We start from the raw sequence: 23,854 nt of genomic DNA, 5'->3' as shown, positions 1-23,854 counted from the left end.
CAAGCGGAATACTCTTAATTACTCATCTTCAAGATAAGTATAACCGTACAGTCCCGCTTCAAATTCCTCAAGGAACTGCTGCTGCAACGCATCGTCCAGATCCGTCTGTTTTACCTGGTCGCGGAAATGCGTTAACAGCGTTTTTGGATCCAGTTGCACATATTGCAGCATATCCGCAACGGTATCGCCTTCGTCCGACAGCTCAACCTCGACGCTACCATCCGGGAAGACAAACACGTCAACCGCTTCAGTATCGCCAAATAGGTTGTGCATGTTACCGAGGATCTCCTGATAGGCGCCGACCATAAAGAAGCCGAGCATCGGCGGATTCTCTGGATCGTATTCCGGCATCGGCATCGTCGTGGCGATACCGTCGCCATCGATATAGTGGTCAATAGCGCCATCGGAATCACAGGTTATATCCAGCAGCACGGCACGACGTTCCGGTACCTGATCTAACCCTTCCAGCGGTAGTACCGGGAAGAGCTGATCGATTCCCCACGCGTCCGGCATTGACTGGAACAGCGAGAAGTTGACGTACATTTTGTCAGCCATCCGCTCTTGCAGTTCGTCGATAATCGGACGATGCGCACGGTTTTGCGGGTCCAGTTGCTTCTGCACTTCATGGCACATGCTGAGATAAAGTTGCTCCGCCCAGGCGCGCTCCTGCAAACTAAACGCGCCGGAAGAGTAGCCGATATGAATATCGTGCAGATCCATTTGGCTATCATGCAGCCATTCACGCAGCGAGCGGCGGGTGCCAGGCTTATGCATCTCCTGCCAGGTTTCCCACAGATTTTGCAGCGCGCGCGGCGCATCTTCAGCAGGGGCTGTCGGATCCGTGTATTCGTTACGCTCCACGCCGATAATGTTAGAGACCAGTACCGTATGGTGCGCAGTGACGGCGCGGCCAGACTCGGTAATCACCGTCGGATGCGGTAAACCATGCTCTTCGCAGGCATCGCCAATCGCCCAGATGATGTTATTGGCATATTCGTTCAGGCCATAGTTCACCGAACAGTCGGACTGCGAACGGGTACCTTCATAATCCACGCCCAGACCGCCGCCCACGTCGAAGCACTGGATATTAACGCCCAGCTTATGCAGCTCAACATAGAAACGCGCGGACTCGCGCACGCCGGTCGCGATATCGCGAATGTTCGCCATCTGCGATCCCAGGTGGAAGTGCAACAGTTGCAGACTGTCCAGACGCCCGGCGTCACGCAGGGTCTCCACCAGTTGCAGCACCTGCGTCGCCGCCAGGCCGAATTTTGATTTTTCGCCGCCGGAGGATTGCCACTTACCGGACCCCTGAGAGGCCAGACGCGCACGCACGCCCAGACGAGGAACCACGTTCAGGCGCTCAGCTTCTTCCAGCACAATCGCGATTTCAGACATCTTTTCGATGACCAGATAAACCTTATGGCCCATCTTCTCGCCAATCAGCGCCAGCCGAATGTATTCACGGTCTTTATAACCATTACAGACGATCACGCTACGGGTCATGCCGGCATGCGCCAGCACCGCCATCAATTCCGCTTTCGACCCCGCTTCCAGCCCCAACGGTTCACCGGAATGGATAAGGGACTCGATCACGCGGCGATGCTGATTGACCTTAATCGGGTAAACGAGGAAGTAGTCGCCGTTATAACCGTAAGATTCACGCGCACGCTTAAACGCCGCGTTAATTGAACGCAAACGGTGTTGCAGGATCTGTGGGAAGCAGAACAGCGCCGGCAGACGCTGACCTTGCGCTTCGCGCGCTTTCACCAGTTTGGCAAGATCGACACGCGCTTCCGGTACGTCGGGATCGGGGCATACGCTAATATGGCCCAGCTCGTTGACGTCGTAGTAGTTATTGCCCCACCAGGCAATATTGTAAGTGCGCAGCATCTTGCTGGCTTCCTGGGAGCTCATTGCAACCTCCTGCATGGAGCGTAGTACACCCTGTTCGCCTGCTGACGAAGGCGAACCCATAGACATGTCGTCAGACATAGCGAACCTCAATTTTTATTAGCAAGTGTAAAACAGTTGACTACTATCGCAATCCGAAGACGCGATAACAACCCATAGACAAGCGGATTTTCCAGCAGATAGCGCTGATGCTCCGCCTGCGCGACCGGTTTCTTTTTCATATCATTGTAAACACGTAACCGAACTCACAGATAACGGTTCGGCGAAACCACGAGAAAACTCTTGCGTTAACAAGAGCGCCCTTGTTCAGTCTTCAGCGCCATTGCCGGCTCTGGAATCCTGAGAAGCGCCGAGATGGGTATAACATCGGCAGGTATGCAAAGCAGAGATGCAGATTGCGGGGGACATGCGCGCACCAGAACGATGCGACAGATTCAGCAGAATACAACGGTTCATTATCTCGTATCACCTCCACGGCCGCCTCGTAAGACGAACCCACAAGCCAAAGCAACGTTTTAACCCGGCTGGAAGTGGCGACACGAAGAAAACGTCGTGTGCTTTTGTATGAGCCGCGCGTCGCGTTTTATACCCAGAACGCAGAAAAAAAGCAAAGCATAAATGCGCATAATGTCAGCATTATCAGAAACGTTTACCGCTTGATTTTGACCGACATTGCGACGGCCTTCAAAAAAAGCTGGAAATTGGGCGAAGAAGTGACCTAAAATAGCCGTCCAGATGTTAATCCATCCATACTGATTAACACTCAGACTGCCAGTGTCAGCGACCTTCAGACTCATGGTAGAATCTTCTGTCATGACTATTCCGCACAACAGTTTGAGCTAACTAAATTCTCCTTAGGTGAAATTAAATATGGCAAAACACCTTTTTACGTCTGAGTCCGTATCAGAAGGGCATCCTGACAAAATCGCAGACCAAATCTCTGATGCCGTGTTGGACGCTATCCTGCAACAGGATCCGAAAGCACGCGTCGCCTGTGAAACCTACGTTAAAACCGGCATGGTTTTAGTTGGCGGTGAGATCACCACCAGCGCCTGGGTCGATATCGAAGAGATTACCCGTAATACGGTGCGCGAAATTGGCTATGTGCATTCCGACATGGGCTTTGACGCCAACTCTTGCGCAGTACTGAGCGCAATTGGCAAACAGTCTCCGGATATCAACCAGGGCGTTGACCGCGCAGACCCGCTGGAACAAGGCGCGGGCGACCAGGGCCTGATGTTTGGCTACGCGACAAATGAAACCGACGTACTGATGCCTGCGCCAATCACCTACGCGCACCGTCTGGTACAGCGTCAGGCTGAAGTGCGTAAAAATGGCACCCTGCCATGGTTGCGCCCGGATGCAAAAAGCCAGGTCACTTTCCAGTATGACGACGGCAAAATCGTCGGTATCGACGCCGTGGTTCTCTCTACGCAGCACGCAGAAGATATCGACCAAAAATCGCTGCAAGAAGCGGTGATGGAAGAGATCATCAAACCCATTCTGCCGTCTGAATGGTTAAATACGTCCACTAAATTTTTTATCAACCCAACCGGGCGTTTTGTTATCGGCGGCCCGATGGGCGATTGTGGTCTGACCGGTCGTAAGATCATCGTTGATACCTACGGCGGTATGGCGCGTCACGGCGGCGGCGCCTTCTCCGGTAAAGATCCATCTAAAGTTGACCGTTCTGCAGCTTACGCTGCGCGTTATGTCGCGAAAAACATCGTGGCGGCAGGTCTGGCGGATCGCTGTGAAATCCAGGTCTCCTACGCTATCGGCGTAGCGGAGCCGACGTCCATCATGGTGGAAACGTTCGGTACTGAAAAAGTGCCTGCTGAACAGTTGATTCTGCTGGTGCGCGAATTCTTCGACCTGCGCCCGTACGGCTTGATTCAGATGCTGGATCTGCTGCACCCGATCTACAAAGAAACTGCGGCTTACGGCCACTTCGGTCGCGAAAACTTCCCATGGGAAAAAACCGACAAAGCGCAACTGCTGCGCGATGCTGCCGGTCTGAAATAATCGCCCGCGCCTGACGCTGTTTTTCAGTCAGGTAAACCATACCGTACTTATCAAGGCCAGCGCCCTGCTGGCCTTTATCATTGCTGATACACGCAACGTTATCAGATATTCCAGCGTGAATTTATACTGACCTTTTTGTGATGCGCAGCACAATCCACTCTCCCCTTTCGTTTCTTCGACTACACTTTTTATCATTCAGTTTCAGTCATCATGAAAGCGGTTACATTCATTTTCATTAAGAACTGACCGCCTCACTATCGGTATGCTAATTCTGCGATGAAAATATTACATAATTTTTCAACTTTGTCTGAATACCAGGCGATTGATATGGTTATAAGATTATTAAAACTATTATTTTTCAGATAATTAAATAATCACCGAGATAAATAGTAGTGTAAACGATTACACCATTGTGATTAGCCTCACATCTTTTTACGGCGTACTCACCTACTCTTAACATCGATAAAATTGCTAACCCAACCGGAGGGCATAATGCCTGACAATAAAAAACAAGGGCGTTCCAACAAGGCCATGACATTTTTTGTCTGCTTTCTTGCAGCCCTGGCAGGATTACTTTTTGGCCTGGATATCGGCGTTATCGCCGGTGCTTTACCCTTCATTACCGACGAGTTTCAGATTACCGCACACACTCAGGAATGGGTGGTCAGCTCCATGATGTTTGGCGCGGCCGTCGGCGCTGTCGGCAGCGGCTGGCTCTCCTTTAAGCTGGGCCGTAAAAAAAGCCTGATGATCGGCGCTATCCTGTTCGTCGCCGGTTCGCTGTTCTCCGCTGCGGCGCCTAACGTTGAAGTCCTGATTATTTCTCGCGTGCTGCTGGGTCTGGCCGTCGGCGTCGCTTCCTACACTGCACCGTTGTACCTGTCCGAGATCGCGCCGGAAAAAATTCGCGGCAGTATGATCTCAATGTACCAACTCATGATCACCATCGGGATTCTGGGCGCTTATCTGTCCGATACCGCGTTCAGCTACAGCGGCGCATGGCGCTGGATGCTCGGCGTGATCATCATCCCGGCCATTCTGCTGCTGATCGGCGTCTTCTTCCTGCCGGACAGCCCGCGCTGGTTTGCGGCGAAACGCCGTTTCCATGATGCTGAACGCGTCCTGTTGCGCCTGCGTGACACCAGTGCGGAAGCAAAACGTGAGCTCGATGAAATTCGCGAAAGTTTGCAGGTTAAACAGAGCGGTTGGGCGCTGTTCAAAGAGAACAGCAACTTCCGCCGCGCCGTGTTTCTTGGCATTTTGTTGCAGGTCATGCAGCAATTTACCGGGATGAACGTCATCATGTATTACGCGCCGAAAATCTTCGAACTGGCGGGGTACACGAATACCACGGAGCAGATGTGGGGCACCGTTATTGTTGGTCTGACTAACGTGCTGGCAACCTTCATCGCTATCGGCCTGGTTGACCGCTGGGGCCGCAAGCCGACCCTGACGCTGGGCTTCCTGGTCATGGCGATTGGTATGGGGATTCTGGGTACGATGATGCACATCGGCATCCATTCGCCGTCTGCGCAATACTTCGCTATCGCTATGCTGCTGATGTTCATCATTGGATTTGCGATGAGCGCTGGTCCGCTGATTTGGGTACTGTGCTCCGAAATCCAGCCGCTGAAAGGCCGCGATTTCGGCATCACCTGCTCCACCGCGACCAACTGGATCGCCAATATGATCGTCGGCGCAACGTTCCTGACCATGCTGAACAATCTGGGTAACGCCAATACTTTCTGGGTCTACGCTGGCCTGAACGTGCTGTTTATCCTGCTGACCCTGTGGCTGGTGCCGGAAACCAAACACGTTTCGCTGGAACACATTGAACGTAACCTGATGAAAGGTCGTAAACTGCGCGAAATCGGCGCCCACGACTAATCCCTCCACGCTTCCTCCTGCCACAGGAGGAAGCGTTTTTCTTGCAGTCCCTCTTCCGTCGCACTATTCTCTGCCGCTATGAAAACCCCTCGTCTCCCTATCGCTATCCAGCAGGCCGTGATGCGCCGTCTGCGGGAAAATCTCGCCCAGGCGAACCTCAAGCTCGATAGACATTATCCGGAGCCGAAACTGGTGTATACGCAACGCGGCACCTCGGCGGGCACCGCCTGGCTGGAGAGCTACGAAATCCGCCTCAACCCGGTGTTACTGCTGGAAAACATCGACACCTTTATAGCAGAGGTCGTGCCGCATGAACTGGCGCATCTGTTGGTGTGGAAGCACTTCGGACGCAAGGCTCCGCATGGCAAGGAATGGAAGTGGATGATGGAAAGCGTGCTGGGCGTTCCGGCCAGACGTACTCATCAATTTGCGCTGCAATCCGTACGGCGCAACACCTTTCCCTACCATTGCCAATGCCAGCAACATCAACTCACCGTCCGCCGTCATAATCGGGTAGTACGCGGCGAAGCGGTTTATCGTTGCGTTCACTGCGGCGAACCACTGGTCGCCGGGTAGTTCCCGAAACGTCCGGGAACTTTCCTGAGCGGACTGATTGCATACAGACACAACTTTCGTTACGTTGCGGGCTCGTTTTGCTATGGAGTGTGCAATGTACCGTAATTTCTCTTTTGCCGCTGTGTTGCTGGCCGCAGCGTTTTCAGGCCAGGCCCTGGCCGATGGCATTAACAATTTTTCTCAGGCCAAAGCGGCGAGCGTCAAAGTCAATGCCGACGCGCCCGGCAGCTTTTACTGCGGGTGCCAAATCCGCTGGCAGGGTAAAAAAGGCGTCGTAGACCTGGAGTCCTGCGGCTATAAGGTGCGTAAAAACGAGAATCGCGCCAGACGCATTGAGTGGGAGCACGTTGTCCCCGCCTGGCAATTCGGTCATCAGCGCCAGTGCTGGCAGGACGGCGGGCGAAAAAACTGCGCTAAAGACCCGGTCTACCGCAAAATGGAAAGCGATATGCATAACCTGCAACCCGCGATTGGCGAAGTGAATGGCGATCGCGGCAACTTTATGTATAGCCAGTGGAACGGCGGCGAAGGTCAGTACGGGCAGTGCGCCATGAAAGTGGATTTCAAAGCGAAGCTCGCCGAGCCGCCCGCCCGCGCCCGTGGCGCAATCGCCCGCACTTATTTTTATATGCGCGACCAATACCAACTGAAACTTTCCCGCCAACAAACGCAGCTTTTTAACGTCTGGGATAAGCAGTACCCCGTTACCGCCTGGGAGTGCGAGCGCGATGCGCGTATCGCGAAGGTCCAGGGTAATCATAATCCCTATGTGCAACGCGCTTGCCAGGCGCGAAAGAGCTAACCTACACTAGCGGGATTCTTGTTAACCCATGCCCTGGATAGCCAAACGCCGGGGCCATGACGCGGATTTTTTTATTATGCGTATTCCCCGCATTTATCACCCTGAATTGTTGACGTCCGGTACGCAGATTTCGTTATGCGAAGATGCGGCCAACCATATTGGTCGTGTACTGCGCATGGGAGCGGGACAAGCGTTACAGCTGTTTGACGGCAGCAATCAGGTATTCGATGCTGAAATCATTAGCGCCAGTAAGAAAAGCGTTGAAGTGCAAGTGATGAAAGGCGAAATCGACGATCGTGAATCGCCGCTACATATCCATCTGGGCCAGGTGATGTCGCGCGGTGAAAAAATGGAATTTACTATCCAGAAATCGATCGAACTGGGTGTAAGCCTCATTACGCCACTGTTCTCTGAGCGCTGCGGCGTTAAACTGGATAATGAACGTCTGAACAAAAAGCGCCAGCAGTGGCAAAAGATCGCCATCGCCGCCTGCGAACAATGCGGGCGTAACCGGGTGCCGGAAATTCGCCCGCCGATGGCGCTGGAAGCCTGGTGCGCCGAGCAAGATTCCGGGCTGAAGCTCAATCTTCATCCGCGCGCCCATGCCAGCATCAACACTCTGCCGCTGCCGGTTGAACGCGTCCGACTGCTGATCGGCCCGGAAGGCGGGCTGTCGGCGGACGAAATCGCGATGACCGCACGCTATCAGTTTACTGATATTCTGTTAGGACCTCGCGTTCTGCGTACTGAGACAACCGCGCTCACCGCCATTACCGCGCTACAGGTGCGTTTTGGCGACTTAGGATGAAGCGTTAACGGAGAAAATAATGATCAAGCTCGGCATCGTGATGGACCCCATCGCACACATCAACATCAAGAAAGACACCAGTTTCGCTATGCTGCTGGAAGCCCAACGTCGTGGTTATGAACTTCATTATATGGAGATGGCCGACCTTTATCTGATTAACGGCGAAGCCCGCGCCCGCACGCGAACGTTGAGTGTGGAGCAAAATTACGATAAATGGTACGAGTTCGGCAGCGAGCAGGAGATTAAACTCGCCGATCTGGACGTCATTTTGATGCGTAAAGATCCGCCGTTTGATACCGAGTTTATTTATGCGACCTATATTCTGGAACGCGCTGAAGAAGAAGGGACGCTGATCGTCAACAAACCGCAAAGCCTGCGCGACTGTAATGAAAAACTGTATACTGCCTGGTTTGCCGATCTGACGCCGGAAACGCTGGTAACGCGCAATAAAGCGCAGCTCAAAGCGTTTTGGGAAAAGCACGGCGATATCATTATGAAACCGCTGGACGGTATGGGCGGCGCGTCCATTTTCCGCGTTAAGGAAGGCGATCCTAACATAGGCGTTATTGCCGAAACGCTGACCGAGCTGGGCAACCGCTACTGCATGGCGCAGAACTATTTGCCCGCGATCAAAGATGGCGATAAGCGCGTCCTGGTCGTCGACGGCGAGCCGGTGCCTTACTGCCTGGCGCGTATTCCGCAGGGCGGCGAAACCCGCGGCAACCTGGCGGCTGGTGGTCGCGGCGAACCCCGTCCGTTGAGCGAAAGCGACTGGGAAATCGCCCGCCGCGTTGGGCCGACGCTTAAATCCAAAGGGCTTATTTTCGTCGGTCTGGATATTATCGGCGACCGCTTAACGGAAATTAACGTGACCAGCCCAACCTGCGTGCGTGAAATTGAAGCGGAATACCCAATCTCTATCACCGGGATGTTGATGGACGCCATCGAAGCGCGTCTGGCGAAGTAAAGGTTTATTGCCCGGTGGCGTGCGCTTACCGGGCCTGAGCAATCACGCCGCCCCGGTCGGATAAGGCGGCGCATCAGCATCGCCATCCGGCAATCTATTGCCCGATAAGGCAGCCGTCCTTTGGCAAAAGACGGCTTATATGAGTGACAACCGTCCGCTTTCCCCACATACTGAACGCTGTCGTTTTTTTGAACCAGGAAACAGAACCTCTGACAATGAATTTACAGCATCACTTTCTTATTGCCATGCCTGCGCTCCAGGACCCGATTTTCCGCCGTTCCGTGGTGTATATTTGCGAGCACAACCAGGACGGCGCTATGGGGATTATTATTAATAAGCCTTTGGAAAATCTGCAAATTGAAGGGATTCTGGAAAAATTAAAAATTACACCGGAACCGCGCGATTCGGCAATTCGTCTTGATAAAGCCGTGATGCTCGGCGGCCCGCTGGCGGAAGATCGCGGATTTATTCTCCATACTCCGCCGTCACGTTTCGCCTCCAGCATTCGTATCTCAGACAATACCGTGATTACCACCTCCCGCGATGTGCTGGAAACGTTAGGAACCCAACAACAGCCTTCCGATGTGCTGGTCGCGCTGGGCTACGCCTCCTGGGATAAAGGCCAGCTTGAACAAGAGTTGCTTGATAACGCCTGGCTTACCGCGCCCGCCGATCTCAATATTTTGTTCAAAACGCCCATTGCCGAGCGCTGGCGCGAAGCGGCAAAACTTATTGGCATTGATATTCTGACCATGCCTGGCGTTGCGGGGCACGCCTGATGAGCGACACCTTACTGGCCTTTGACTTCGGCACAAAAAGCATCGGCGTTGCAATAGGACAACGCATTACCGGCACCGCCCGTCCGCTTCCGGCAATCAAAGCACAGGACGGCACGCCCGACTGGACGCTCATTGAACGTTTGCTGAAAGAGTGGCAGCCGGACGAAATTATTGTCGGGCTACCGCTCAATATGGATGGCACTGAACAACCGCTGACGGCGCGCGCACGTAAATTCGCCAACCGTATTCATGGGCGTTTCGGGGTAACTGTCACGCTGCACGATGAACGACTCAGCACCGTTGAAGCACGCTCCGGTCTGTTTGAACGAGGTGGGTATCGCGCGCTGAATAAAGGCAAAGTGGACTCGGCCTCCGCCGTGATTATCCTCGAAAGCTATTTTGAACAGGGGTATTAAAGCCGTTTTTGTCAGCAGGCGGATAACGCGGTCACGGTTGCCAGGCTTACTGGGCAATAAGCTGGTTTAATGCCTTCAACGCCTGTAAACGCGCAGCCGCCTCCGCCTCATCAATCCGCCACATTCCCGCAAAGGCCAGCGCTGCGGCGTGCTTGTCTAGCGGTTGCGCCATAGAAACTTCACCATCAGCGTGATGCCACAGCACGTATCCCCGCTGGCGCTGCTGCGCCACATGCGGCGCCAGATTACGCCACTGCTCCGGAGTAAAACGCTGCATTAGCGCCTCATCGCTTTCTGCCGCCAGTAACGCCACTCCTGTTACCGACTGCCAGGCCGGGCACATGCGAAACCCCGCCAGCGCCTGACTTCCCTGCGAACCCGGCGTAGAGTGATAAATATAGATAATCTGGTCTTCCCATAGCACGCCTAATGCCACCACGATGTCTTTGGGCGCATGGCGTTCAAGGATAGGCAACGCATGGGAGAACAGCGCTGAACCACGAATCGCCTGCGCCGCCAAAGCATGAATGCCTGGCCCGGGTAAATAGCGTCGGTGCTCATCCTGCATCGTGAGTCCAATAGAGGCCATCGTCATTAACAGGCGATTAACGCGCGTGGTATTAATATCCATCAGCCGGGCAAGCTCGCGACATCCGATAGCACGGTCGCTGGAAACCAGATATTGCAGACAGCGAATGCCATCTATCAGGCTTTGATTCGGTTGTGATGACATCGTTAAATGGCTTCGCTGTGGTTTTAACAAAGCTGCGATTTTAACGCCGGTTCGCCAGGATACAAGCCTGTATGTCGTTCAATCCACCGCGCCAGTCAACACTTTACACCCCCCTACGCCGCCATGTTCGCTACAGCCGTCCCTGCGCCTGACGCCATTGCGCGCTCTGGGCGAATGTCATCATCCCCTGCTGCTGCCCGGTTTGTATCACGTGGGCCAACTGATGGAGTTTGCCTTCACGGATCAAATTCCCTGTGGCTGGCGTATTAATCAGTAATTCAAACAACGCCACGCGCCCATCCTGTCTGTCGACCTCCAGTTTTTGCGATAGTACAGCGCGCAGACTACCCGCCAGTTGACTGCGTACCGGTTCTTTTTCCTGCGCCGGAAAACTATCCACTAATCTTTCCACCGCCTGCGCCGCACCGCGAGTATGCAGGGTTGCCAGTACCAGATGCCCCGTTTCCGCCGCCGTCAGCGCCAGGCGAATGGTCTCGCTGTCACGCAGCTCTCCCAGCAAAATGACATCGGGATCTTCACGCAACGCCGCGCGCAGCCCGGCGGCAAAAGTGGCGCAATGCTGGCCGATTTCCCGCTGCTGTATCAGGCAACGCTTGCTGGTGTAACGGTACTCAATAGGATCTTCCAGCGTCAGGATGTGTTTATCAGCATGTTGATTAAGATATCCCACCATCGCCGCCAGCGTGGTGGACTTCCCGCAGCCAGTAGCGCCAGTGACCAGAATCAGTCCGTTCTCGCTGGCAAGCAGTGCGGGTACTATCGGCGGCGTCTGGATTTCCGCCAGATCAGGACAACGCTCGGGCAATAGCCGTAGCGCCAGCGACGTTCCCTGTTGATGTGTGAACGCACTGGCGCGCAGGCGCCGCGTGCCAGACAGCGAGACGGCGAAATCAAGCTGGCCGTGCGTTCGCCACTGATATTGTTGCGCATCATTAAGCCAATCAAGCAGAAGCCTGTCGACATCAGGCGCGGTAAAAGGCGCGTTCTCCATGCGTCCTTGTTTGCGCCATCGCGCAGGCCAGGCGTTACACAGGTGTAGATCCGAGACGTTATGCTTTACACTAAGCGTCACAATTTCTTCCATATTCATATAAACATCCTCGGAAAATGAACGATATCGCGCATAACCTGGCATACATCCGGGACAAAATCTCCGCCGCGGCGACGCGTTGCGGCCGCTCTTCAGAAGAAGTTACGTTGCTTGCAGTGAGTAAAACCAAACCTGCGAGCGACATCGCAGAAGCCATTGCCGCCGGACAACGGGCATTTGGTGAAAATTATGTACAAGAGGGGGTGGAAAAAATCCGCCACTTTCAGGAAGCGAAAGTGGAAGGCCTGCACTGGCACTTTATTGGCCCTTTACAGTCCAACAAAAGTCGGCTGGTGGCCGAGCATTTTGACTGGTGTCATACCATCGATCGCCTGCGTATCGCCTCGCGGCTGAGCGAACAGCGCCCGGATAATCTGCCGGCGCTAAATGTTCTGATCCAAATTAATATCAGCGATGAAAACAGCAAATCAGGCATTCCGCTGGCGGAACTGGATGAGCTGGCCGCTGCGGTGGCTACACTGCCGCGTCTGCGGCTTCGCGGACTGATGGCGATCCCGGCGCCAGAGTCAGATTATGTAAGGCAGTTTGAAGTCGCACGTCAAATGGCTGTAGCATTTGCCGGGCTGAAAGCGCGCTACCCTGACGTTGATACCCTATCTCTGGGTATGAGCGACGATATGGAAGCCGCGATTGCGGCAGGTAGCACAATGGTGCGCATCGGCACCGCTATCTTTGGTGCTCGTGATTACACAAAAAATTAAGGAAAACTGAGGAACGCCATGAATACGTTGACCTTCCTGCTCTCAACGGTAATTGAGCTGTATACCATGGTGCTATTATTGCGCGTGTGGATGCAGTGGGCCCGCTGTGACTTTTACAACCCTTTCTCCCAGTTCGTGGTGAAAATTACGCAGCCCATCATCGGACCGCTGCGTCGTATTATCCCGCCAATGGGGCCGATTGACAGCGCTTCCCTGCTGGTGGCGTTTATTCTTAGCGTTATTAAGGCGATAGTGCTGTTTAAGGTAATTACGTTTCAGGCGATTATCTGGATTGCCGCGGTGCTTATCTTGCTTAAAACAATCGGCCTGCTGATCTTCTGGGTGCTGCTGGTCATGGCTATCATGAGCTGGGTGAGCCAGGGTCGTAGCCCGATTGAATATGTATTGATTCAGCTTGCCGAGCCGCTGCTCAGCCCGATTCGCCGTATACTGCCTGCGATGGGCGGCATCGACTTCTCGCCGATGGTTCTGGTGCTGCTACTGTATGTCGTTAATATGGGGATCGCTGAAGTCTTACAAGCGACAGGCAACATGTTGCTGCCGGGGCTGTGGATGGCGTTATGAGTGCTGTGACTCGCTGCGAAGACGGTCTGGTGTTACGGCTTTATATTCAGCCGAAAGCCAGCCGCGACAGTATTGTGGGTTTACATGGCGACGAGGTAAAAGTCGCCATTACCGCCCCACCGGTTGACGGTCAGGCAAACAGCCATCTGACCAAGTTTCTCGGTAAACAGTTTCGCGTGGCGAAAAGTCAGATCGTCATCGAAAAAGGCGAGCTGGGCCGTCACAAACAGGTAAAAATTATTCACCCGCAACAGATCCCGCCGGAAATTGCGGCGTTAACTGAGTAGGTATTCCATGCAAAAAGTTGTTCTCGCAACCGGCAACGCCGGTAAAGTGCGCGAGCTCGCGTCGCTGTTAAGCGATTTTGGGCTTGATGTGGTAGCGCAAACGGAACTGGGCGTTGACTCCGCGGAAGAAACCGGCCTGACGTTTATTGAAAACGCGATTCTCAAAGCGCGCCATGCCGCTAAAATGACCGGTCTGCCCGCCATTGCCGATGACTCCGGTCTGGCCGTTGACGTTTTAGGCGGCGCGCCGGGTATCTATTCCGCGCGCTATTCTGGCGAAAACGCGACAGATCAGCAAAATCTGGAAAAACTGCTGCATACTCTACGAGATGTTCCGGACGACAAACGCCAGGCGCGATTCCATTGTGTGCTGGTTTATTTGCGTCATGCCGAAGATCCCACACCGATAGTCTGTCACGGTAGCTGGCCTGGCGTCATTACTCGCCAGGCGGCCGGAAATGGCGGATTTGGCTATGATCCCATTTTCTTCGTACCGTCTGAAGGCAAAACCGCCGCAGAACTGACCCGTGAAGAAAAAAGCGCGATTTCCCATCGTGGACAAGCGCTCAAGCTGCTGCTGGATGCGTTACGCAATGGCTAAACTACCGCCGCTCAGTCTTTATATTCATATTCCCTGGTGTGTACAAAAATGTCCATATTGCGACTTCAATTCCCATGCGTTGAAGGGCGAGGTGCCGCATGACGACTACGTCCAGCATCTGTTAAACGATCTGGATGCCGACGTCGTCTGGGCGCAAGGGCGTGAAGTAAAGACCATTTTTATTGGCGGCGGTACGCCAAGCCTGCTTTCCGGGCCGGCGATGCAAACGCTGCTGGACGGCGTGCGTGCACGCCTGAATCTGGCGGCGAATGCAGAAATTACCATGGAAGCGAACCCCGGCACGGTCGAAGCCGACCGCTTCATCGACTATCAGCGCGCCGGCGTAAACCGGATCTCCATTGGCGTGCAGAGCTTTAGTGAGCCTAAGCTGAAACGTCTTGGCCGTATTCACGGTCCACAAGAGGCGATGCGGGCAGCAAGACTGGCAAATGGGCTTGGGCTACGCAGCTTTAACCTCGACTTGATGCATGGATTGCCGGACCAAACGCTGGAAGAGGCGCTGAACGATTTGCGACAGGCAATTGCGCTTAATCCGCCGCATCTCTCATGGTATCAATTGACGATTGAACCCAACACTCTGTTCGGTTCGCGTCCGCCGGTTTTACCGGACGATGACGCTCTGTGGGATATCTTTGAGCAGGGCCACCAGTTATTAACCGCCGCGGGCTATCAGCAATACGAAACGTCGGCCTATGCCAAACCCGGTTATCAGTGCCAGCATAATCTGAACTACTGGCGCTTTGGCGACTATCTGGGTATTGGCTGCGGCGCCCACGGTAAAGTCACCTTCCCGGGCGGCAGGATCTTGCGCACCACCAAAACCCGTCACCCACGCGGTTATATGCAGGGACGTTACCTGGAAAGCCAGCGTGACGTGAGTGATGACGATAAACCCTTTGAGTTCTTTATGAATCGTTTTCGGTTGCTGGAGCGCGCGCCTCGCGCCGAATTTGTCGCCTATACCGGGCTTACGGAAGCGGTTATTCGTCAGCCAATCGACGAGGCTATTGCCCAGGGCTACCTGACAGAATGCGAGCAATACTGGCAGATTACCCGTCACGGTAAACTGTTTTTAAACTCTCTTCTTGAGTTGTTTCTCGCGGAATAACAAGGATAAGCCTGTTGCGCCAGCGGGTAAAATACCTGATGGCGCGACGCTTACCGACCTGTGGCGGTTAATGCGCCACCAGCAAGCGCATTATTTAATAACGCCTTTACGACGCAAATCGTCCGTATCTTTTTTCCAGCGCTCGTAACCGTCATTAATATCCATGATCTTCATGCGGATATCACTCTGTTGCATCTGAAGTTTCTGTACCGCTATATTCAGCGGATATTGTCCTTTCTCTAACGTTATCCAGTCATTCTGCGCTTTTCGACGCAGCTCTTCTGATTTCAAAAATACCTGCCGCCGTTGCTCGTGTATGTCTAAATCTCTTTTCTGCTGAATAGCCGCTTCATTGCACGGCTCACTCTGCTTACGACACGCGTCTAATGCCGGTTGATAGACCTCTTTTTCGTATTTCTCGGCATATACGCTGCTATCGTTGGCTTTTACATAATCATCGCGCTCTTTTAACGTCTTTTTAAACGCCTCGGCGCGGGTCAACGGTTTCCCATCAGCGCCTTTTCCCCAATACGCGTCCGCTTCTTTTTTAGCTACCGCTATTTTCTTATCCAGGGCAGAGAGTTGTTCTTCAAGACCGGGGATCGACGCTTTCTGCGCACGCCAGGAGGCTTCAATGTTGCCAAACCGATAGTTAAAGTCATCACTGTTGACGATCAGGTATTTATCATTCGTTTTAATGTCGTCAATAGCCCGGCCCTGATCGCTGGCTGCCATTTGTAATGAGTAATAGTTCACCGTCCAGCCAGAGGCTGGCGTCCCTTTACTGGTTAACATGGCAGAAAATTTAACGGGACGATCTTTGGTCCAGGTTTTTTCAACAAAATAATAATCCGCCGCCATACCAACGCCGGTATACATATCTTCACGGGAAGAAATATCCCCTTCGGCAGACCAGGTGGCCTGATTGCCCGTCGAATCAAGATTTTTTAAGGTAATGGAATCCAGTTTAAGTATGCCGTGGTACTGCTTACTAAACTGTTCTTTTAAGATGTTATCGGAGGGTTGAGCAACCTCTGCCCAACTATAGCCTGAAATCAGGGCAAACAGCGCTGCGCCAGCAATCCATTGTCGAACCACTTGTGGACCTCCCGTCCAGAGACATGACGCCCACGATTATCATAACCAGGATGATAATTAGCAAGATAATAGTGTTGGTTGTGCGAGAGGTCTTCCAAAGATAGCCCCGGCCTTCCGACCGGGGCATTATCTTTAATACTGATTGAACATCGTCTGGATCTGTTTTGGATCTTTAGTCTGGGTTAACGCCAGTTGCAGTAAGACACGCGCTTTTTGCGGGTTCAGCGTGCCGGAAGCGACAAAGCCGTATTTTGCATCGTCCACTTCCGCATCCTGCGTGGTTGCGCCAGTCGGCACACGTGAAGAACGCACCACTACCGTACCGTTGTGCGCGGCGGTCGCCAGGGTATCAAAGACCGTTTTATACAGGTTGCCGTTACCCACGCCTGCGCTCACGATCCCGTCATAACCCGCGTCTATCAGCGCTTTTGCCGGCAGATCGGACGCATTCGCATAGTTATAAACGATACCGACTTTCGGCAACGCGGTCAGCTTCGACACGTCGAACGGGGTGGAGGTGGTATGTTTACGCTCTGGCGTACGCTGGTAGTCAATTTTACCGTTGTGGATATAACCCAGCGGGCCGTAGTTAACCGCTTTAAACGTCGCCACGTCAGTCGTATTGGTCTTAGTGACGTCGCGTCCGTCCATGACGGTATCATTCATTACCACCAGCACGCCGCGGTTGGCAGACTGTTTATCAGCCGCTGTTACTACCGCATTATAGAGGTTGAACGGGCCATCTGCGCTCATTGACGTGGAAGGACGCATCGCGCCGACCAGTACCACCGGTTTATTGCATTTCACGGTCAGATCGAGGAAATAAGCGGTCTCTTCCATCGTATCAGTACCGTGGGTGATCACGAAACCGTCGGTGCTGTCGCACTCGGTATTGATTTTTTTCGCCAGCGTGAGCCAGACTTCATCGTTCATATCCTGCGAGCCAATGTTAACGACCTGCTCGCCTTTCACTACCGCAATGTCCTTCAATTGAGGAACGGCATCCACCAGATTTTCGACGCCGACTTTACCTGCCGTATAATTTGATTTTGTTGCTGAATCACCGCCGCCAGCGATCGTTCCGCCGGTCGCTAAGATGGTGATATTCGGTAAAGCGAACGCTGCGCCGCTGAAACCCATTACCAGAGCAGCTAATGCCGTTTTCCTGAAAAACTCCATGTTATATCTCCAGTTATGTCAACTGGTCGCATTATCCCTATATTGCAGACGAATAATGTGATGTCATACGATTAACCAGCGATATATATCCGACAGAGAGTATTTTTTAGAGATGGATAACAAAATGCAGGAAAAAACAGAATAAAAAGGCGCAGATACGATCTACGCCATTGTTTAAAAAGGAAAGATTACTTCAGGCTGCCAACCAGCGCTTTGCGGCTATCTTCTAAGGTTACTACGCGGCTACAGACATCTTTGCCAAACTGCTGGAAATCTTTCTCCTGATTTTTCCATTCGTTCTGGATAGCGGTTTGCAAACCACCGAGGCTGCCCATCACACCCTGTAAAGGATTACCGCCGCCTTTAAGCACCGCTTTGGCGCCCATTTCGTTAATGCTGTCCTGCAAAATACCGCCCATCGCCTGATTCACCAACTGCTGACCGTCGGCACGCACCTGGTCGATAGCCTTATAGTGGAACGTCAGGCCGTCCGTACGATGTTCGATAATGCGGTTCATTTGCGCTTTTAATTGCGCATCAAGCTTCGTCAGACGGCTACGCATGTTGCTGCTTTCGCCCACCTCTTTAGCGATGATTTTATCCAGCGCCACGCGGCCTTTTTCGACGCGCGATCGGGCGCCCTCATCAATCCACGGCAGCGCGCTTCGCAGTTCCGCCTGGTAATCTCTCGCTTGCTCGCGCTGCGCGGCGCTAAGGGTGTACTGCTTACCGTTGTACATCACATTGCCGTCCGGCGTGATCACCAGGTTGCCGTTTTCACCTTTCACCTGCACCGTTTGTGGACTCAGGATCACATCGTCACGCGGCGTGACGCTGCATTTGTAATCTGCATGAGCGGCCATCGCCGTAAACGTTAGCACTGCCGCCAGCAGCGTTTTGCGCATCATAACTTTCCCTCAAGACAAAGCGGGCCGGCATTTGCCGACCCTGTACTTATTAGTCCCACCAAACGTCGAAAAGTTCGCTGGTTCGGACTTCTTCAAGGTTGCGCGCTTCCAGCCACTTACGCACAATCGCCTGATGTTCTTCGGTACATTTACCGATTTCCTGCATACAAATCAGCCCTTCCCAGGCCAGGTAGCCGCTGCCGTCAAACGCCAGTTTATTAGGCTCAATAACGTCATTAATAAAGTCATCGACAGTCTTATCGACCTGCTCTTCAGATGTACCTTCCGGAAAACGCCATGCCACCGAAAATCCTAATTCCTGGAATTCGTCAATGTGCATTTTTTTACGCAGACGACGACTACGGTTCTTTGCCATTATTTCACCCTCTCGAACATTAAGTCCCATACGCCATGACCAAGACGATGGCCACGTTGTTCAAATTTCGTTACCGGGCGCGATTCCGGGCGCGGTACATAATCATTGCTCTCTGACAGATTTTTGTACCCGTCGATAGAAGACATGACTTCAAGCATGTGTTCCGCATACGCTTCCCAGTCGGTCGCCATATGGAAAACGCCGCCCAATTTCAGCTTGCTCAATACCAGTTCAGCAAACGGCACCTGAACGATACGGCGTTTATTATGACGCGCTTTATGCCACGGGTCAGGGAAAAAGAGCTGAACCATCGATAAAGAATTGTCAGGAATCATTGTATGCAACACTTCTACCGCGTCGTGGCACATGACGCGCAGGTTTTCAACGCCCTCTTCATGAGCGGACGCCAGACACGCGCCGACACCGGGCGAATGTACTTCAATGCCGAGGAAATTCTGCTCCGGGCGCGCTTTCGCCATCGCCACGAGAGACGCCCCCATGCCAAAACCAATCTCCAGCGTCACCGGCGCTTCGCGACCAAACAACGTGGCGAAATCTACCGGCGCTTCGCTGAACTCGACGCCCATCACCGGCCAGTAGTTTTCCAGCGCGTGCTCTTGCCCCTTTGTCAGTCGCCCCTGGCGACGAACAAAACTACGAATACGGCGCAGCGGGCGACCGTTTTCATCAAATTCCGGTGAAATGACGTCGTTTTTCATAAAAGTGTAGTCTGCTGTGTTTGAGTTCTGAAAACGGGCATTATCCAAAGTTAGTTGCCGGATGCAAGCATGAAGCGCACTGCGGAAAGTTCCGGTTTACACCCTGCGGCCTCTGTGCTGCAATCTTGCCCCCGGCAATAATGAATGAGTTTCCATGCAAGCGTCTCAATTTTCAGCCCAGATTCTGGACTGGTACGACAAATACGGGCGGAAAACGCTGCCCTGGCAAATTAACAAGACGCCTTACAAAGTATGGCTCTCGGAAGTCATGTTGCAACAAACGCAGGTGACAACGGTGATTCCTTACTTTGAGCGATTTATGGCGCGCTTTCCCACGGTAACGGATTTAGCGAATGCGCCGCTGGATGAAGTGCTCCATTTATGGACCGGGCTCGGCTATTACGCCCGCGCGCGTAATTTGCATAAAGCGGCGCAACAGGTGGCGACGCTTCACGGTGGAGAATTCCCGCAAACTTTTGCCGAAATCGCCGCGCTACCCGGCGTCGGGCGTTCAACCGCCGGCGCAATTCTCTCCCTCGCGTTAGGTAAACATTATCCGATTCTTGATGGAAACGTTAAACGTGTGCTGGCTCGCTGTTATGCTGTTAGCGGCTGGCCTGGAAAAAAAGAGGTGGAGAATACGCTGTGGACGCTGAGCGAGCAAGTGACGCCCGCACGCGGCGTGGAGCGTTTTAATCAGGCGATGATGGATCTGGGCGCGATGGTTTGTACGCGTTCAAAGCCAAAGTGCGCCCTGTGTCCGCTGCAAAACGGTTGTATCGCCGCTGCGCATGAAAGCTGGTCACGCTATCCGGGCAAGAAACCGAAACAGACGTTGCCGGAGCGGACGGGTTACTTTTTATTGTTACAGCATAATCAGGAGATTTTCCTGGCGCAGCGCCCTCCCAGCGGTTTATGGGGCGGACTCTACTGCTTCCCGCAGTTCGCCAGCGAAGATGAATTACGTGAATGGCTGGCGCAACGGCATGTTAACGCTGATAATTTGACCCAGCTTAATGCGTTTCGCCACACATTTAGCCATTTCCACCTGGATATTGTGCCTATGTGGCTTCCCGTGTCGTCACTGGACGCCTGCATGGATGAAGGCAGCGCGCTCTGGTATAACTTAGCGCAACCGCCGTCAGTCGGACTGGCGGCCCCCGTGGAGCGCTTGTTACAGCAGTTACGTACCGGAGCGCCAGTTTAACGCCCCGGTCGATGAAGAGGATGACTTATGAGCAGAACGATTTTTTGTACTTACCTGCAACGCGACGCTGAAGGGCAAGATTTTCAGCTCTACCCTGGCGAACTGGGAAAACGTATCTATAACGAGATCTCTAAGGACGCGTGGGCGCAGTGGCAGCATAAGCAGACCATGTTGATTAACGAGAAAAAGCTCAACATGATGAACGCCGAGCACCGTAAGCTGCTGGAACAGGAGATGGTGAGCTTCCTGTTCGAAGGCAAAGACGTTCATATCGAAGGTTATACGCCGGAAGATAAAAAATAGGCCCGTTGCTGAATGACGCTGCGCTTATTCGGCCTGTGAGTTATGCCGGATAAGCCCTTAGCGCCGCTGCCCGGCAACATGGCATAACGACAACACAACATGCACTCCCGGAATGATGAAAAAATTACTCGCGCTTGCTGTTATTGCGCCGTTGCTCATCTCCTGCTCCAGTTCGACCAAAAAAGGCGAGACGTATAATGAAGCCTGGGTCAAGGATACCAACGGCTTTGATATTTTGATGGGGCAATTTGCCAACAATATTGAAAATCTGTGGGGATATAAGGAAGTCCTGATCGCCGGGCCGAAAGACTACGTCAAATATACCGATCAGTTCCAGACCCGTAGCCACATCAACTTTGATGATGGGACCATTACCGTTGAAACCATCGCCGGGACGGAACCTACCGCACATCTGCGCCGGGCCATTATTAAAACGTTGCTCATGGGTGACGACCCAACCTCCGTCGATCTTTACTCCGATGTCGATGACATAAAAATTTCTAAAGAACCCTTCCTGTATGGTCAGGTCCTCGACAATACCGGCCAGCCTATTCGCTGGGAAGGCCGCGCCACGACATTCGCGGATTACTTGCTGAAAACGCGGCTCAAAAGCCGCAGTAACGGCCTGCGTATTATTTACAGCGTCACCATTAATCTGGTGCCGAACCACCTTGATAAACGCGCGCATAAATACATTGGCATGGTACGCCAGGCCTCCCGTAAATACGGCGTTGACGAGTCGCTGATTCTGGCGATTATGCAAACGGAGTCCTCGTTTAACCCGTATGCGGTCAGCCACGCGGATGCGCTGGGCCTGATGCAGGTAGTGCAACACAGCGCCGGGAAAGATGTTTTCCGTTCTCAGGGTAAGTCCGGCACGCCAAGCCGTAACTTCCTGTTCGACCCCGCCAGCAATATCGATACCGGCACAGCGTATCTGGCGATGTTGAATAATGTCTATCTGAGCGGTATCGAGAATCCGACGTCGCGGCGCTATGCGGTCATTACCGCCTACAATGGCGGCGCAGGCAGCGTATTACGCGTATTCTCGAACGATAAGATTCAGGCCGCGAATATGATTAACCGCATGTCGCCGGGGGATGTGTACCAGATATTAACCACCCGACATCCATCTGCGGAGTCGCGCCGCTATCTGTATAAGGTGAATTCCGCCCAGCGATCGTATCGTCGCCGATAAACCATCGCATCCCGCCTCTGGTTGGCAAATGACAGAGGCGGGAAAGGTAAAAGTGTTAACTCCGTCACTCTTTTGCTTTGCAATCAGAAATTGTTTGCAAATATTTGTCACAGGTAACAAAAAAAGCCCGCCTCTCATTGATAGAATCACACCAAATCACAACGGCAAATGTGCCTTTTAAAACATTCATCCGCTCTCAGGTGTGAGGAAATTAACATGAATCTTAAGCTGCAGCTTAAAATACTCTCTTTTCTGCAGTTCTGTCTGTGGGGAAGCTGGCTCACTACCCTGGGCTCGTATATGTTCGTCACCTTAAAATTTGACGGCGCATCTATTGGCGCAGTTTATAGTTCACTGGGGATTGCCGCCGTCTTTATGCCGACCTTGTTAGGCATTGTGGCTGACAAATGGCTGAGCGCGAAATGGGTCTATGCCCTGTGTCATGTCGTCGGCGCCATCACGCTATTCATGGCCGCGGAAGTCACTACGCCTGGGGCGATGTTCTTTGTGATCCTGCTTAACTCGTTGGCCTATATGCCGACGTTGGGCTTGATCAATACTATATCGTATTACCGCCTGCAGTCTGCCGGCATGGATATTGTGACTGACTTCCCGCCTATCCGTATCTGGGGCACCATTGGCTTTATTCTGGCGATGTGGGGCGTGAGTTTCTCCGGTTTCGAGCTGAGCCATATGCAGCTTTATATCGGCGCGACGCTTTCCGTTCTGCTGGTACTGTTTACCTTTACCCTGCCGCACATTCCGGTGGCGAACCAACAGAAAAACCAGAGCTGGACATCAATGCTGGGCCTTGACGCTTTTGCGCTGTTTAAAAATAAGCGGATGGCGATTTTCTTCATCTTCTCCATGATGCTGGGCGCGGAACTGCAGATCACCAACATGTTTGGCAACACCTTCCTGCATAGCTTTGATAAAGATCCGCTATTCGCCAGTAGCTTTATCGTGCAGCACGCCTCGGTGATGATGTCGATTTCGCAGATTTCTGAAACGTTATTCATCCTGACCATTCCGTTCTTCCTGAGCCGTTATGGTATTAAGAACGTTATGCTTATCAGTATTGTGGCGTGGATGCTGCGTTTCGGCCTGTTCGCTTATGGCGACCCGACGCCGTTCGGTACCGTTCTGCTGGTATTGTCGATGATTGTGTACGGCTGCGCCTTCGACTTCTTCAACATTTCTGGCTCGGTGTTTGTCGAAAAAGAAGTACGCCCGGAAATCCGCGCCAGCGCGCAGGGGATGTTCCTGATGATGACCAACGGCTTCGGCTGTATCCTGGGCGGCATTGTGAGCGGTAAAGTGGTGGAGTATTACACTCAAAACGGCATTACCGACTGGCAGACCGTGTGGCTCATCTTCGCAGGCTACTCGCTGGTGCTGGCCTTCGCGTTCGTAGCCTTGTTCAAATACAAACACGTTCGCGTTCCGGCGGGTTCTCAACCCGTTGCACATTAATCCTTGCCCTGTTTCGCAGGCCGGATAAGGCGTAAATGCCTTATCCGGCCT

The 23,854-nt window shown here is 53.0% G+C and carries 28 protein-coding genes; 17 read left to right on the top strand and 11 right to left on the bottom strand.

The features are described 5' to 3' along the window. Positions 1-18: 18 nt before the first annotated feature. From speA to NBA72_RS03595, 4 genes are all read right to left on the bottom strand, one after another. Positions 19-1,995 (bottom strand): biosynthetic arginine decarboxylase, encoded by a 1,977-nt coding sequence (speA, locus tag NBA72_RS03610; RefSeq protein WP_001278580.1) that lies wholly within the window; start codon positions 1,993-1,995, stop codon positions 19-21. Positions 1,996-2,003: 8 nt separating this feature from the next. Then, positions 2,004-2,135: an acid stress response protein YqgB gene (yqgB, locus tag NBA72_RS03605; RefSeq protein WP_000729109.1), complete on the bottom strand. Its 132-nt coding sequence runs from the start codon at positions 2,133-2,135 to the stop codon at positions 2,004-2,006. A gap of 85 nt (positions 2,136-2,220) precedes the next feature. Continuing rightward, entirely contained in the window at positions 2,221-2,370 is a 150-nt protein-coding gene (locus NBA72_RS03600; protein ID WP_001751809.1) for a hypothetical protein, read from the bottom strand. Positions 2,371-2,429: 59 nt separating this feature from the next. Then, the gene (locus NBA72_RS03595) at positions 2,430-2,729 is read right to left on the bottom strand and encodes a hypothetical protein (RefSeq protein ID WP_001540882.1); all 300 of its coding nucleotides are present in this window, start codon (positions 2,727-2,729) and stop codon (positions 2,430-2,432) included. Positions 2,730-2,784: 55 nt separating this feature from the next. Here NBA72_RS03595 and metK point away from each other — a divergent pair, with 55 nt between their 5' ends. The 8 genes from metK (at position 2,785) to ruvX (ending at position 10,174) form a co-directional block, all read left to right on the top strand. Then, positions 2,785-3,939 carry a methionine adenosyltransferase gene (gene metK / locus NBA72_RS03590; protein ID WP_001062140.1) on the top strand — a complete coding sequence of 385 codons (1,155 nt, stop codon included), beginning with the start codon at positions 2,785-2,787 and terminating at the stop codon, positions 3,937-3,939. Between the two features lie 492 nt (positions 3,940-4,431). Beyond that, complete coding sequence (gene galP, locus NBA72_RS03585) at positions 4,432-5,826, top strand: galactose/proton symporter (protein WP_001113171.1); 1,395 nt, start codon at positions 4,432-4,434, stop codon at positions 5,824-5,826. Positions 5,827-5,904: 78 nt separating this feature from the next. Beyond that, a complete protein-coding gene (locus NBA72_RS03580) occupies positions 5,905-6,402 on the top strand; it encodes a SprT family zinc-dependent metalloprotease (RefSeq protein ID WP_000856775.1) in 498 nt (165 codons plus the stop codon). Between the two features lie 94 nt (positions 6,403-6,496). Further along, complete coding sequence (gene endA / locus NBA72_RS03575; protein ID WP_000286133.1) at positions 6,497-7,204, top strand: deoxyribonuclease I; 708 nt, start codon at positions 6,497-6,499, stop codon at positions 7,202-7,204. Between the two features lie 76 nt (positions 7,205-7,280). After that, entirely contained in the window at positions 7,281-8,012 is a 732-nt protein-coding gene (gene rsmE / locus NBA72_RS03570; protein WP_001675718.1) for a 16S rRNA (uracil(1498)-N(3))-methyltransferase, read from the top strand. A gap of 19 nt (positions 8,013-8,031) precedes the next feature. Beyond that, the gene (gene gshB / locus NBA72_RS03565; RefSeq protein ID WP_001650640.1) at positions 8,032-8,979 is read left to right on the top strand and encodes a glutathione synthase; all 948 of its coding nucleotides are present in this window, start codon (positions 8,032-8,034) and stop codon (positions 8,977-8,979) included. Positions 8,980-9,194: 215 nt separating this feature from the next. Continuing rightward, the gene (locus NBA72_RS03560) at positions 9,195-9,758 is read left to right on the top strand and encodes a YqgE/AlgH family protein (protein WP_001053167.1); all 564 of its coding nucleotides are present in this window, start codon (positions 9,195-9,197) and stop codon (positions 9,756-9,758) included. Beyond that, positions 9,758-10,174 carry a Holliday junction resolvase RuvX gene (ruvX, locus tag NBA72_RS03555; protein ID WP_001285491.1) on the top strand — a complete coding sequence of 139 codons (417 nt, stop codon included), beginning with the start codon at positions 9,758-9,760 and terminating at the stop codon, positions 10,172-10,174. The genes NBA72_RS03560 and ruvX overlap by 1 nt, the downstream gene beginning before the upstream one ends. Positions 10,175-10,220: 46 nt before the next feature. Here the strand turns inward: ruvX and NBA72_RS03550 are convergent, their stop codons facing one another. After that, positions 10,221-10,907, bottom strand: a complete 687-nt coding sequence (locus tag NBA72_RS03550) for an IclR family transcriptional regulator domain-containing protein (RefSeq protein ID WP_000098324.1) — start codon at positions 10,905-10,907, stop codon at positions 10,221-10,223. Positions 10,908-11,037: 130 nt separating this feature from the next. After that, the gene (locus NBA72_RS03545) at positions 11,038-12,018 is read right to left on the bottom strand and encodes a type IV pilus twitching motility protein PilT (RefSeq protein ID WP_001055647.1); all 981 of its coding nucleotides are present in this window, start codon (positions 12,016-12,018) and stop codon (positions 11,038-11,040) included. Positions 12,019-12,035: 17 nt separating this feature from the next. Here NBA72_RS03545 and NBA72_RS03540 point away from each other — a divergent pair, with 17 nt between their 5' ends. The 5 genes from NBA72_RS03540 to hemW are packed head-to-tail and all read left to right on the top strand — an operon-like array spanning position 12,036 to position 15,342. Further along, complete coding sequence (locus tag NBA72_RS03540; protein WP_000997812.1) at positions 12,036-12,740, top strand: YggS family pyridoxal phosphate-dependent enzyme; 705 nt, start codon at positions 12,036-12,038, stop codon at positions 12,738-12,740. A gap of 18 nt (positions 12,741-12,758) precedes the next feature. Next, positions 12,759-13,325, top strand: a complete 567-nt coding sequence (locus NBA72_RS03535) for a YggT family protein (RefSeq protein ID WP_001094848.1) — start codon at positions 12,759-12,761, stop codon at positions 13,323-13,325. Then, a complete protein-coding gene (gene yggU / locus NBA72_RS03530; protein ID WP_001277205.1) occupies positions 13,322-13,612 on the top strand; it encodes a DUF167 family protein YggU in 291 nt (96 codons plus the stop codon). The genes NBA72_RS03535 and yggU overlap by 4 nt, the downstream gene beginning before the upstream one ends. 7 nt (positions 13,613-13,619) lie before the next feature. Next, positions 13,620-14,213, top strand: a complete 594-nt coding sequence (locus tag NBA72_RS03525; protein ID WP_001174769.1) for an XTP/dITP diphosphatase — start codon at positions 13,620-13,622, stop codon at positions 14,211-14,213. Next, positions 14,206-15,342, top strand: coding sequence for a radical SAM family heme chaperone HemW (gene hemW / locus NBA72_RS03520; RefSeq protein ID WP_042948780.1), 1,137 nt, complete (start codon positions 14,206-14,208; stop codon positions 15,340-15,342). The genes NBA72_RS03525 and hemW overlap by 8 nt, the downstream gene beginning before the upstream one ends. Positions 15,343-15,432: 90 nt before the next feature. On the opposite strand, the gene NBA72_RS03515 is transcribed toward hemW, so the two are convergent. The 5 genes from NBA72_RS03515 to trmB all read right to left on the bottom strand — a co-directional run bounded on the left by NBA72_RS03515 (position 15,433) and on the right by trmB (position 19,622). Further along, positions 15,433-16,440, bottom strand: coding sequence for a DUF1202 domain-containing protein (locus tag NBA72_RS03515; RefSeq protein WP_000252196.1), 1,008 nt, complete (start codon positions 16,438-16,440; stop codon positions 15,433-15,435). Positions 16,441-16,572: 132 nt separating this feature from the next. Next, positions 16,573-17,619, bottom strand: coding sequence for an L-asparaginase 2 (gene ansB / locus NBA72_RS03510; protein WP_042948779.1), 1,047 nt, complete (start codon positions 17,617-17,619; stop codon positions 16,573-16,575). Positions 17,620-17,807: 188 nt separating this feature from the next. Continuing rightward, positions 17,808-18,527 (bottom strand): DUF2884 domain-containing protein, encoded by a 720-nt coding sequence (locus NBA72_RS03505; RefSeq protein WP_042948778.1) that lies wholly within the window; start codon positions 18,525-18,527, stop codon positions 17,808-17,810. A gap of 49 nt (positions 18,528-18,576) precedes the next feature. Next, entirely contained in the window at positions 18,577-18,903 is a 327-nt protein-coding gene (locus tag NBA72_RS03500; RefSeq protein WP_001107574.1) for a YggL family protein, read from the bottom strand. Continuing rightward, the gene (gene trmB / locus NBA72_RS03495) at positions 18,903-19,622 is read right to left on the bottom strand and encodes a tRNA (guanosine(46)-N7)-methyltransferase TrmB (protein ID WP_000786893.1); all 720 of its coding nucleotides are present in this window, start codon (positions 19,620-19,622) and stop codon (positions 18,903-18,905) included. Before trmB ends, NBA72_RS03500 begins: the two co-directional genes overlap by 1 nt. 154 nt (positions 19,623-19,776) lie before the next feature. Between trmB and mutY the strand changes: the two genes are divergently transcribed. The 4 genes from mutY (at position 19,777) to NBA72_RS03475 (ending at position 23,803) form a co-directional block, all read left to right on the top strand. After that, positions 19,777-20,829: an A/G-specific adenine glycosylase gene (gene mutY, locus NBA72_RS03490; RefSeq protein ID WP_042948776.1), complete on the top strand. Its 1,053-nt coding sequence runs from the start codon at positions 19,777-19,779 to the stop codon at positions 20,827-20,829. Positions 20,830-20,856: 27 nt separating this feature from the next. Further along, positions 20,857-21,132 (top strand): oxidative damage protection protein, encoded by a 276-nt coding sequence (locus NBA72_RS03485; RefSeq protein WP_000091706.1) that lies wholly within the window; start codon positions 20,857-20,859, stop codon positions 21,130-21,132. Between the two features lie 112 nt (positions 21,133-21,244). Next, positions 21,245-22,330 (top strand): membrane-bound lytic murein transglycosylase MltC, encoded by a 1,086-nt coding sequence (gene mltC, locus NBA72_RS03480; RefSeq protein ID WP_000976289.1) that lies wholly within the window; start codon positions 21,245-21,247, stop codon positions 22,328-22,330. A gap of 216 nt (positions 22,331-22,546) precedes the next feature. After that, a complete protein-coding gene (locus NBA72_RS03475; protein ID WP_001049803.1) occupies positions 22,547-23,803 on the top strand; it encodes a nucleoside permease in 1,257 nt (418 codons plus the stop codon). The last annotated feature ends 51 nt before the right edge of the window (positions 23,804-23,854 follow it).

The sequence above is a fragment of the Salmonella sp. NW1250 genome, assembly GCF_051812965.1.
Lineage (GTDB): Bacteria > Pseudomonadota > Gammaproteobacteria > Enterobacterales > Enterobacteriaceae > Salmonella > Salmonella enterica.
Note: the sequence above shows the minus strand (reverse complement) of the source record. Positions and strands in the feature narration are given on the sequence as shown.

Bases quoted from the DNA above. Each gene is read 5' to 3' on its own strand.
- speA (WP_001278580.1), bottom strand. From the start codon at position 1,995: ATGTCTGACGACATGTCTATGGGTTCGCCTTCGTCAGCAGGCGAACAG.
- yqgB (WP_000729109.1), bottom strand. From the start codon at position 2,135: ATGAAAAAGAAACCGGTCGCGCAGGCGGAGCATCAGCGCTATCTGCTG.
- NBA72_RS03600 (WP_001751809.1), bottom strand. From the start codon at position 2,370: ATGAACCGTTGTATTCTGCTGAATCTGTCGCATCGTTCTGGTGCGCGC.
- NBA72_RS03595 (WP_001540882.1), bottom strand. From the start codon at position 2,729: ATGACAGAAGATTCTACCATGAGTCTGAAGGTCGCTGACACTGGCAGT.
- metK (WP_001062140.1), top strand. From the start codon at position 2,785: ATGGCAAAACACCTTTTTACGTCTGAGTCCGTATCAGAAGGGCATCCT.
- galP (WP_001113171.1), top strand. From the start codon at position 4,432: ATGCCTGACAATAAAAAACAAGGGCGTTCCAACAAGGCCATGACATTT.
- NBA72_RS03580 (WP_000856775.1), top strand. From the start codon at position 5,905: ATGAAAACCCCTCGTCTCCCTATCGCTATCCAGCAGGCCGTGATGCGC.
- endA (WP_000286133.1), top strand. From the start codon at position 6,497: ATGTACCGTAATTTCTCTTTTGCCGCTGTGTTGCTGGCCGCAGCGTTT.
- rsmE (WP_001675718.1), top strand. From the start codon at position 7,281: ATGCGTATTCCCCGCATTTATCACCCTGAATTGTTGACGTCCGGTACG.
- gshB (WP_001650640.1), top strand. From the start codon at position 8,032: ATGATCAAGCTCGGCATCGTGATGGACCCCATCGCACACATCAACATC.
- NBA72_RS03560 (WP_001053167.1), top strand. From the start codon at position 9,195: ATGAATTTACAGCATCACTTTCTTATTGCCATGCCTGCGCTCCAGGAC.
- ruvX (WP_001285491.1), top strand. From the start codon at position 9,758: ATGAGCGACACCTTACTGGCCTTTGACTTCGGCACAAAAAGCATCGGC.
- NBA72_RS03550 (WP_000098324.1), bottom strand. From the start codon at position 10,907: ATGTCATCACAACCGAATCAAAGCCTGATAGATGGCATTCGCTGTCTG.
- NBA72_RS03545 (WP_001055647.1), bottom strand. From the start codon at position 12,018: ATGAATATGGAAGAAATTGTGACGCTTAGTGTAAAGCATAACGTCTCG.
- NBA72_RS03540 (WP_000997812.1), top strand. From the start codon at position 12,036: ATGAACGATATCGCGCATAACCTGGCATACATCCGGGACAAAATCTCC.
- NBA72_RS03535 (WP_001094848.1), top strand. From the start codon at position 12,759: ATGAATACGTTGACCTTCCTGCTCTCAACGGTAATTGAGCTGTATACC.
- yggU (WP_001277205.1), top strand. From the start codon at position 13,322: ATGAGTGCTGTGACTCGCTGCGAAGACGGTCTGGTGTTACGGCTTTAT.
- NBA72_RS03525 (WP_001174769.1), top strand. From the start codon at position 13,620: ATGCAAAAAGTTGTTCTCGCAACCGGCAACGCCGGTAAAGTGCGCGAG.
- hemW (WP_042948780.1), top strand. From the start codon at position 14,206: ATGGCTAAACTACCGCCGCTCAGTCTTTATATTCATATTCCCTGGTGT.
- ansB (WP_042948779.1), bottom strand. From the start codon at position 17,619: ATGGAGTTTTTCAGGAAAACGGCATTAGCTGCTCTGGTAATGGGTTTC.
- NBA72_RS03505 (WP_042948778.1), bottom strand. From the start codon at position 18,527: ATGATGCGCAAAACGCTGCTGGCGGCAGTGCTAACGTTTACGGCGATG.
- NBA72_RS03500 (WP_001107574.1), bottom strand. From the start codon at position 18,903: ATGGCAAAGAACCGTAGTCGTCGTCTGCGTAAAAAAATGCACATTGAC.
- trmB (WP_000786893.1), bottom strand. From the start codon at position 19,622: ATGAAAAACGACGTCATTTCACCGGAATTTGATGAAAACGGTCGCCCG.
- mutY (WP_042948776.1), top strand. From the start codon at position 19,777: ATGCAAGCGTCTCAATTTTCAGCCCAGATTCTGGACTGGTACGACAAA.
- NBA72_RS03485 (WP_000091706.1), top strand. From the start codon at position 20,857: ATGAGCAGAACGATTTTTTGTACTTACCTGCAACGCGACGCTGAAGGG.
- mltC (WP_000976289.1), top strand. From the start codon at position 21,245: ATGATGAAAAAATTACTCGCGCTTGCTGTTATTGCGCCGTTGCTCATC.
- NBA72_RS03475 (WP_001049803.1), top strand. From the start codon at position 22,547: ATGAATCTTAAGCTGCAGCTTAAAATACTCTCTTTTCTGCAGTTCTGT.